Consider the following 6810-nt stretch of genomic DNA (forward strand, 5'->3'; position numbering starts at 1 on the left):
CCCTCGGCCCGGCTGGTCGGCAGCGCGGTGGCGGTGGTCTTCCTCGGCCATCACCTCATCGGCGCCGCGGCGCGGGCCGGGCATTGGCCGCCGCCCTATGCCGACTGCTTCGAGCAGGCCTGGCAGGACAGCCTGCGCCTGGCGCTGGCCTTCGCCTTCCTCGGCGCCTTCTGGCTGGTGCTCGAGGCCGGCGCCGCGCTGTTTTCCCTGATCGGCCTGGAAGGCCTGGAGCGGCTGGTCAACCGTCGCAGCTTCGCCCTCCCGGCCTCGGGGCTGATCCTCGGACTGGGCCTGGCGCTGCTCGGGCTGCGGGAGCGGCTGTCGCTCGCGCTGCGGGCGCTGCTGTTGACCCTGCTGGCCTGGCTGATGCCGCTGCTCGCCGTACTCGCCGCCGGCTTCCTGCTGGCCCTGCCGCTGACCGGGATCGAGCGGCTGTGGCAGACCCATGTCGCCGCCGGCGGGCTGCTGGGTGCCTCGGCGCTGATGATCCTGCTGATCAACGCGGTGCACCAGGACGGGCTGGTCATGGCCACCGCCCCACGTCTGCAGGCCGCCGCCGCCCGGCTGGGGGCGCTGGTGCTGCCGGTGCTGGCCCTGCTGGCGCTCCGGGCGCTGGGGCTGCGCGTCGCGCAATACGGGCTGACGCCGGACCGGGTGCTGGGCCTGGCGGCCGGCGGGCTCGCCGCGCTCTACGCGCTGGGCTACCTGGCGGCGGCGGCACGGCCCGGCATGGCGCCGCTGGGCGCGGTGAACCAGGTCATGGCCTGGCTGACCATCGGCCTGGTGCTGCTGCTGAACTCGCCGCTGGCCGCGCCGGAGAAGCTCGCCGTCGATGACCAGCTGGCGCGGCTGGCGGATGGCCGCACGCCGCCCGAGCGCTTCGACCGCGGGCTGTTCCAGCGCGAACTCGGCCCCGCCGGCCGCGCCGCCCTGCTGCAGCCGCCGCTGCGCGACCTGGCCGAGGCGCGGCCCGCGGCGCCGGCCCTGCCCGAGCCGCAGCTGCGCTTCATCCCGCCGGCGACCCGCCTGCCGGACTCCTTCGCGGAACAACAGAAGGAAACGCTGCGCACCAGCTGCTGGCGCGGCTGCGACGTCATGGTCCTGGACCTCGACGGCGACAACAAGCCGGAGGTCCTGCTGGGCAGCACGCTGCGCCTGCGCGTCTGGCGCGAGGATGGGGAGGAGGGCTGGGTCGAGCAGGGCAGCTACAACCGCTGCGCCCAGGCCTCGGCCGAGGCCAGCCGCGAGGGGCGCTACAGCCTGGAGCCCTCGCCCTGGCGCGACCTGGTGGTGGAGGGACGGCGCTTCCGGCTGGAGCTCCGCCATCCCTGCGGCCCCTAGCCTGTCATCGTCGCAGCCAGAATGGGCGGCGAGGTCGATCGCCCGCGCCGATCAGATCCGCTGGTGCAGCGCGCAGACCAGGGTGAACAGCCGCCGCGCCGTCTCGAAGTCCAGCGCCACGCGGCCGTCGAGGCGCTGGCACAGCAGTTCGGCGCCCTCGTTGTGCAGGCCGCGGCGGCCCATGTCGATCGCCTGGATCCGCGCCTCAGAGCCGCCCTCGGTCACCGCCTGCTCATGGCTCGCCACCACCAGGTGGTAGTCCTTGATCAGCCGGCGGAACGGCCCGAGCGCCAGGGCGATCACCCTGAGCGGCGCCTGCGCCGTGTCGTGGATGTCGAAGACCAGCCGCCCGTCGCGGATCTCCAGGTTCAGCGCATAAGGCCCCGGCGGCAGCCCGGCCGGGTCGAAGCTGTTGCCGGCCAGCAGGTCGGCGACCGCCTGGGCGCGGTCGGCCTCGGCATAGGGGTTGGGCAGCGGCGGCCCTTCGGGCAGCGCGATGCTCTGCAGCCGCTGCTCAGCCATCGCGCTGCGGATCCGGCTTGCCGTGCCCCGATCTCTCCTGGGGCCTCTCCTGGGGCCCGTCCTCGTCGCCGCCGAAGCCCAGCCGCAGCATCAGCCCGACCGTCGCCCCCTTGATCGGCCGCAGCAGCACCAGGCAGGCCAGGGTGAAGAGCGGCAGCCAGACCACCATGTGCAGCCACATCGGCGGCATATAGGCCTTCTCGACCCAGAAGACGCCGGGCAGCAGCACGTGGCCGACGATGAAGATGGTGAAATAGGGCGGCGCGTCATCCGCCCGCACCCGGCCGAGCGGCGCGTCGCAATGCCGGCAGGCCGGCACCACCACGAGATAGCCGGCGAACACCTCACCCACCCCGCAGACCGGGCAGCGGTTCATCGCCCCCCGCTTCAGCATGGTCGTCAGGGGCGGCAGCGCGGCGACCCGTTCCGCCTGGCTGCGGTGGGGCTCCCAGCGCTGCGGCTGGTGGTCCATGGGCTTCTTCCTGGCTTCGCTGGGCTGCCGCCGGCATCTGCCGGAGGCCAAACCGTTTCCGTGTGCAACGCAATATCGGCACGTTGCGCCATGCGGATCAAGTGAAGCCTCCTGACCGAACGGGGGCGCGGCTTGCAGGCTCGGCCCCCGGGCGCGATGCTGCGCGCATGGTCAAGCGCATCCTCGTCATCAACCCCAACAGCTCGGCGAGCTGCACCCGCGGCATCGCCGACAGCATCGCCGGCTTCGCCCTGCCAGGGCAGGCCATCTTCGAGACGGTTTCGCTCCCGGGCGGCCCGCCGGCCATCGTCACCTGGCGCGACTGGTATTCCGTGGCCGAGCCGCTGTGCCGCCTGGTCGAGGCGACGCCGGCCGACGCCTATATCCTGGCCTGCGTCTCCGATCCCGGGCTGGAGGCGGTGCGCATCGCCACCGACCGCCCGGTCTTCGGCCCCTTCCGCTGCGCCGTCGCCGCCGCGCTGACGCGGGCCGAGCGCTTCGGCGTCATTGCCTTCGTCGACGCCTCCAAGCCGCGCCAGCGCCGGGCGCTGCAGGCCATGGGGGCGGAAGCGCGGCTGGCCGCCAGCATCGCGCTGAACCTGCCGATGGAGACGCTGACCGATCCCACGGCGGCCCGCGCCGCGCTCTGCGACGCGGCGCGGGCGCTAGTGAAACAAGGGAGCGAGGCGGTCATCCTGGGCTGCGCCGGCATGGCCGGGCATCGCAAGGCGGTGGAAGACGCGGCGGGCGTGCCGGTGATCGAGCCCTGCCAGGCCGCGGCGGTCCAGGCGCTGCTGAGCGTGCTCGCTTAGAACAAGCAGGAAGGCCGGGGGAAGGAATTCCCCCGGACCCCCATCTTCTTCCTGTCTATGCCCGGCTGCCGCTGGCAGCCGGATCAATCATCATCGTCGTCATCATCGCGGCGCCGGCCGCGCCGGCGGCGCCGGTCATCATCGTCGTCGTCGTCATCCTCGTCGTCCCGGCGGCGCGCCCGCGCCCCGCGGCGCCGCTCCTCCTCCCGCCAGCGCTGCGCGTCATGCCAGGGATCGCGCCAGCCCGGGCGCAGCCGGCGATCGTCGTCGTCATCGTCGGCGCGGGCCGCGCCCGCGAAGCCCAGAGTGGCCAGCATCGCCAGGCCCAGCACCCGGCGCGTCGGGAAGTCGGTCATGCATCACCTCCGCCTCCCGGTCTCCCAAGGCAAAGCGGCAGGGGCGTGGCAGCCCCTGCCGCAATCCGCGTGACAGCGCGAGCGTGATCGGCCGCCTTACTTCGACGGCGTCCACTCGGCCGGCGCGACGCTGCCGGTCTGCTCCAGGATGCGGCCATAGGCCTCGACCCGGCGATGGGCGGCGAAGTTGAAGATGGTGGTGCGGCCCAGCGTGCACTGGTCCAGGTTGCAGTCGGCCACGATCAGCTCGTCATCCCAGCTCGTCGCCTGGGCGACGATCTCGCCCTGCGGGTTGACGATGATGGAGTGGCCGAACAGCTCGTTGCCGTCCTCGATACCCGCCTTGGCAACGCCAGCGGCGAAGCAGGCATTCTGGTAGCAGCCGGCGCGGATGGAGAGGTGGCTGTGCTCGACCCGCAGGTGATGCGCCTCGAAGCCGCGGGCATCCTGGTTGATGGAGGGGGTGTTGTAGCCCAGCATCACCAGCTCGACCTGCTGCAGCCCCATGACGCGCCAGGATTCCGGCCAGCGGCGGTCGTTGCAGATCATCATGCCGATGTTCACCGGCCCGGCCTTGCCGATCGGCGCCCGCACCACCGGGAAGCCCAGGTTGCCCACCTCGAAATAGCGCTTCTCCAGGTGCTGCACCTTGCGCTTCGGATCGAATTCCTTGTGACCCGGCAGGTGGATCTTGCGGTACTTCAGCACCACTTCGCCGGTCGGGTGGACATAGACGGCGGTGTTGAAATGGCGCTTGCGCACCACGCCGGTCTCATCTGGCTCATGCGCGATCTCGCCATAGCCCAGGTGGAAGCCGATGTTGAACTTCTTGGCGGCCTCGAACAGCGGCGCGGTCTCGTTGGACGGCAGCGCGGATTCGTACCAGGCGTCGGCGTTGTTGATGTCCTCCTCGTACCAGCGCGGGAAGAAGGTGGTCAGCGCCAGCTCGGGGAAGACCACCACCTCGGCGCCGCGCTGATGCGCGCGCTCCATCAGCCGCACCATGCGGCCGACGACGACGTCGCGCCCCTCGGCCTTCTGGATCGGGCCCAGCTGGGCGGCGGCAAGGGTCAGCATGCGGGACATGAAGGGCTCCGGCTTTATTATTCAGTTGGTGGTGGGCGGCAGCGGGTCGATGAAGTCGGCGCCATGCTCTTCCTGGGTCTCGGCCACGGCGCGCAGGAAGGCGTCGTCCCAGGCATCCTCCAGCGCGTCCACCAGGGCGTCGGCCGCCTCCTGGCTGCGCAGCATGGCGATGCGCTCGCGCCCGGCGATCCAGACGGCGAAGCTGCCGTCCTTCTCCTCGCGTACTTCGAACATCTCAGTTCTCTCCTCGGTTGTCGGGGGAGGGGGCGGTGTCGGTATCGGTCTCGCGCGGGGTCAGCAGGCGATAGGCGACGCGGCTGGCCAGCACGGCGCAGAGGCCGCCGCCCAGCGCCAGCGGCAGGCTGGTGCCCGGGCCGGTCGCCCAGACCCAGAGCGCCAGCGCGCCGAGCCCGGCGCCCATCACCACCAGCGCCCGCATCAGCCGATATCGAGCTCGATCAGGGCGCTCTCGCGATGCTGCCGCGGCACGAAGCGGCCCTGTCCGGGGCGGGCGAGCACCGCCGTGCCGTCCCAGATGCAGCTGCCGCGCAGATAGGTGGCGGCGACGCGGCCGGTCATCGGCCGGCCGTGATAGGGCGACCAGCGCGCATCCGCCCGGTCCTGGATCGAGGCCTCGTCGAAGACGAACTCGCCTTCCTCCATGACCAGGAAGTCGGCATCCGACCCCAGACGGATGGCGCCCTTCTTCGGGAACAGCCCGTGGTAGCGGGCGGTGTTCTCGGCGCAGTACTTGGCCATGAGGGTGAGAGGGAGCCCCCGTTCCCGCAGCATGGTGAACATCAGGGGCGCATAGGACTGCATGCCGGTCAGGCCCGCGCCGCAGGCGAAGATGTCGTCGCCGAGCTTCTTCTCGCGCTGCCAGGGGGCATGGTCGGTCGAGACATAGGCCATCTGCCCGTTGACCAGCGCGCCCCACATCCGCTCGACCTCCTCGGCCGTGCGGAAGGGTGGGTTGCACTTGCCGAAGCCCTTGAGGCGGACCAGGTCCTCCTCGGTCATGCAGAGATACTGGATGCAGGCCTCGCCCGAGGCGCGGCCGCCCATGGCGCGGAAGGCCTCGGCGATCTCGAAGCCGCGGGCGACCGAGGAATGCGCGATATGGACATGCGCGCCGGTCTCCAGGCCGATCTCGAAGATCTCGAGGTCCGCCATGGTCTCGGCCAGCGGCGGCCGGGTGCGGGCATGCATGATCGGGTCGACCCGGCCGGAGGCGCGGGCCTCGGCGGTCAGCCGCTCGACCAGCTCCTGGTCCTCGTTGTGCACCGCGACCATCAGCCCGGTCTTGGCGATCTCGCGGAAGGCAGCCACCATCGTCGGGTGGTCGATGCGCGGGAAGCGCACCGCATCATATTCATAGGTGGAGAGCTTGAAGGCGGACGCCCCGGCCTCCGCCAGCCCGGCGATGGCATCGACCCCGCCGGTCTTGGTGATGGTGCCATAGAGCGCCACGTCGACATGCGCCCAGCGGTGCACCGCCTCCACCTTCTCGGCGAAGATGCCGGCATTGGTCACCGCCCGCGGCACGTCATAGGGCATGTCGCAGACCGTGGTGACGCCGCCGGCGGCGGCCGACATGGTGGCGCCCTCGATGCCGGGGAAGCCGATGGCGCTGCCGGTGTGCATATGGCCGTCGACCAGGCCGGGCAGGATGGCGCGGCCCGAGAAGTCGTCGACCTGGCGGGCCGGCGGCAGCTCGCCCTGGCCGATGGCGGCGATCACCTCCCCCCGCACCGCGACATAGCCATCCTTCAGGATGCCGTCCGCCAGCACGAGATCGCCGCGCAGCACGCGGTCATAGGGGAGTTGCATGGCCCTAGCTCCAATCCGCTGAGAAGGGCGGGAGACTAGGGCGAGAGCAGCGGCCCCTCAACCGGCCGCGGCGGCCCGGCAGCCGGAAAAGCCGCAGCGGCAGCGGGGCGCTTTCCAGTTTCCGGCACGCGATGGGCCAGGTTCAGGGCGCGATCACCATGCAGGGCCCGCTGGCGGCGCGGCAGAAGGAGCGGGCGGAGGCCGCCGACAGCCCGGTCACCCGGGCGCGGTACAGCGTCTTGCCACGGGCGCGCACGCTCTCGACCTCGGGCTTGCCGCCGCGCCGGGCGGCGCGGCTGGCGGCGCTGCGCGCCGCGGCGGCGGCGTCGAAGGCGCCGACCTGCACCGCCCAGGGTCCGCCGGCCATCCGCTCCGACGCCGCGGCACGGCG

General features: G+C 71.8%; 10 protein-coding genes. 2 read left to right on the plus strand and 8 right to left on the minus strand.

The window, feature by feature from the left end:
* A partial coding sequence (locus tag BKE38_RS15565; protein ID WP_076958213.1) for a DUF4153 domain-containing protein occupies positions 1-1341 on the plus strand: 1341 nt, incomplete at its 5' end.
* Positions 1342-1392: 51 nt separating this feature from the next.
* Here BKE38_RS15565 and BKE38_RS15570 read toward each other — a convergent pair.
* A complete protein-coding gene (locus BKE38_RS15570) occupies positions 1393-1863 on the minus strand; it encodes a UPF0262 family protein (RefSeq protein WP_076958214.1) in 471 nt (156 codons plus the stop codon).
* Complete coding sequence (locus BKE38_RS15575) at positions 1856-2335, minus strand: DUF983 domain-containing protein (RefSeq protein ID WP_076958215.1); 480 nt, start codon at positions 2333-2335, stop codon at positions 1856-1858. Before BKE38_RS15575 ends, BKE38_RS15570 begins: the two co-directional genes overlap by 8 nt.
* A 167-nt stretch (positions 2336-2502) precedes the next feature.
* Between BKE38_RS15575 and BKE38_RS15580 the strand changes: the two genes are divergently transcribed.
* Entirely contained in the window at positions 2503-3147 is a 645-nt protein-coding gene (locus BKE38_RS15580; protein WP_076958216.1) for an aspartate/glutamate racemase family protein, read from the plus strand.
* Positions 3148-3230: 83 nt separating this feature from the next.
* Here the strand turns inward: BKE38_RS15580 and BKE38_RS15585 are convergent, their stop codons facing one another.
* From BKE38_RS15585 to BKE38_RS15610, 6 genes are all read right to left on the minus strand, one after another.
* Positions 3231-3503 (minus strand): hypothetical protein, encoded by a 273-nt coding sequence (locus BKE38_RS15585; protein ID WP_076958217.1) that lies wholly within the window; start codon positions 3501-3503, stop codon positions 3231-3233.
* A gap of 96 nt (positions 3504-3599) precedes the next feature.
* Entirely contained in the window at positions 3600-4589 is a 990-nt protein-coding gene (locus tag BKE38_RS15590) for an N-carbamoyl-D-amino-acid hydrolase (RefSeq protein WP_076958218.1), read from the minus strand.
* Between the two features lie 21 nt (positions 4590-4610).
* Positions 4611-4823, minus strand: a complete 213-nt coding sequence (locus BKE38_RS15595) for a hypothetical protein (protein ID WP_076958219.1) — start codon at positions 4821-4823, stop codon at positions 4611-4613.
* Position 4824: 1 nt separating this feature from the next.
* Positions 4825-5028: a hypothetical protein gene (locus BKE38_RS15600; protein WP_076958220.1), complete on the minus strand. Its 204-nt coding sequence runs from the start codon at positions 5026-5028 to the stop codon at positions 4825-4827.
* Complete coding sequence (locus BKE38_RS15605) at positions 5028-6419, minus strand: dihydroorotase (RefSeq protein WP_076958221.1); 1392 nt, start codon at positions 6417-6419, stop codon at positions 5028-5030. The genes BKE38_RS15600 and BKE38_RS15605 overlap by 1 nt, the downstream gene beginning before the upstream one ends.
* A 142-nt stretch (positions 6420-6561) precedes the next feature.
* Positions 6562-6810 (minus strand): SPOR domain-containing protein (locus tag BKE38_RS15610; RefSeq protein WP_207553581.1); only part of this gene is annotated, 249 nt, incomplete at its 5' end.

It is taken from the genome of Teichococcus deserti (assembly GCF_001982615.1).
GTDB classification, from domain to species: domain Bacteria; phylum Pseudomonadota; class Alphaproteobacteria; order Acetobacterales; family Acetobacteraceae; genus Pseudoroseomonas; species Pseudoroseomonas deserti.

Coding starts and splice junctions, on each gene's coding strand:
- BKE38_RS15570 (WP_076958214.1), bottom strand. CDS start 1,863: ATGGCTGAGCAGCGGCTGCAGAGCATCGCGCTGCCCGAAGGGCCGCCG.
- BKE38_RS15575 (WP_076958215.1), bottom strand. CDS start 2,335: ATGGACCACCAGCCGCAGCGCTGGGAGCCCCACCGCAGCCAGGCGGAA.
- BKE38_RS15580 (WP_076958216.1), top strand. CDS start 2,503: ATGGTCAAGCGCATCCTCGTCATCAACCCCAACAGCTCGGCGAGCTGC.
- BKE38_RS15585 (WP_076958217.1), bottom strand. CDS start 3,503: ATGACCGACTTCCCGACGCGCCGGGTGCTGGGCCTGGCGATGCTGGCC.
- BKE38_RS15590 (WP_076958218.1), bottom strand. CDS start 4,589: ATGTCCCGCATGCTGACCCTTGCCGCCGCCCAGCTGGGCCCGATCCAG.
- BKE38_RS15595 (WP_076958219.1), bottom strand. CDS start 4,823: ATGTTCGAAGTACGCGAGGAGAAGGACGGCAGCTTCGCCGTCTGGATC.
- BKE38_RS15600 (WP_076958220.1), bottom strand. CDS start 5,028: ATGCGGGCGCTGGTGGTGATGGGCGCCGGGCTCGGCGCGCTGGCGCTC.
- BKE38_RS15605 (WP_076958221.1), bottom strand. CDS start 6,419: ATGCAACTCCCCTATGACCGCGTGCTGCGCGGCGATCTCGTGCTGGCG.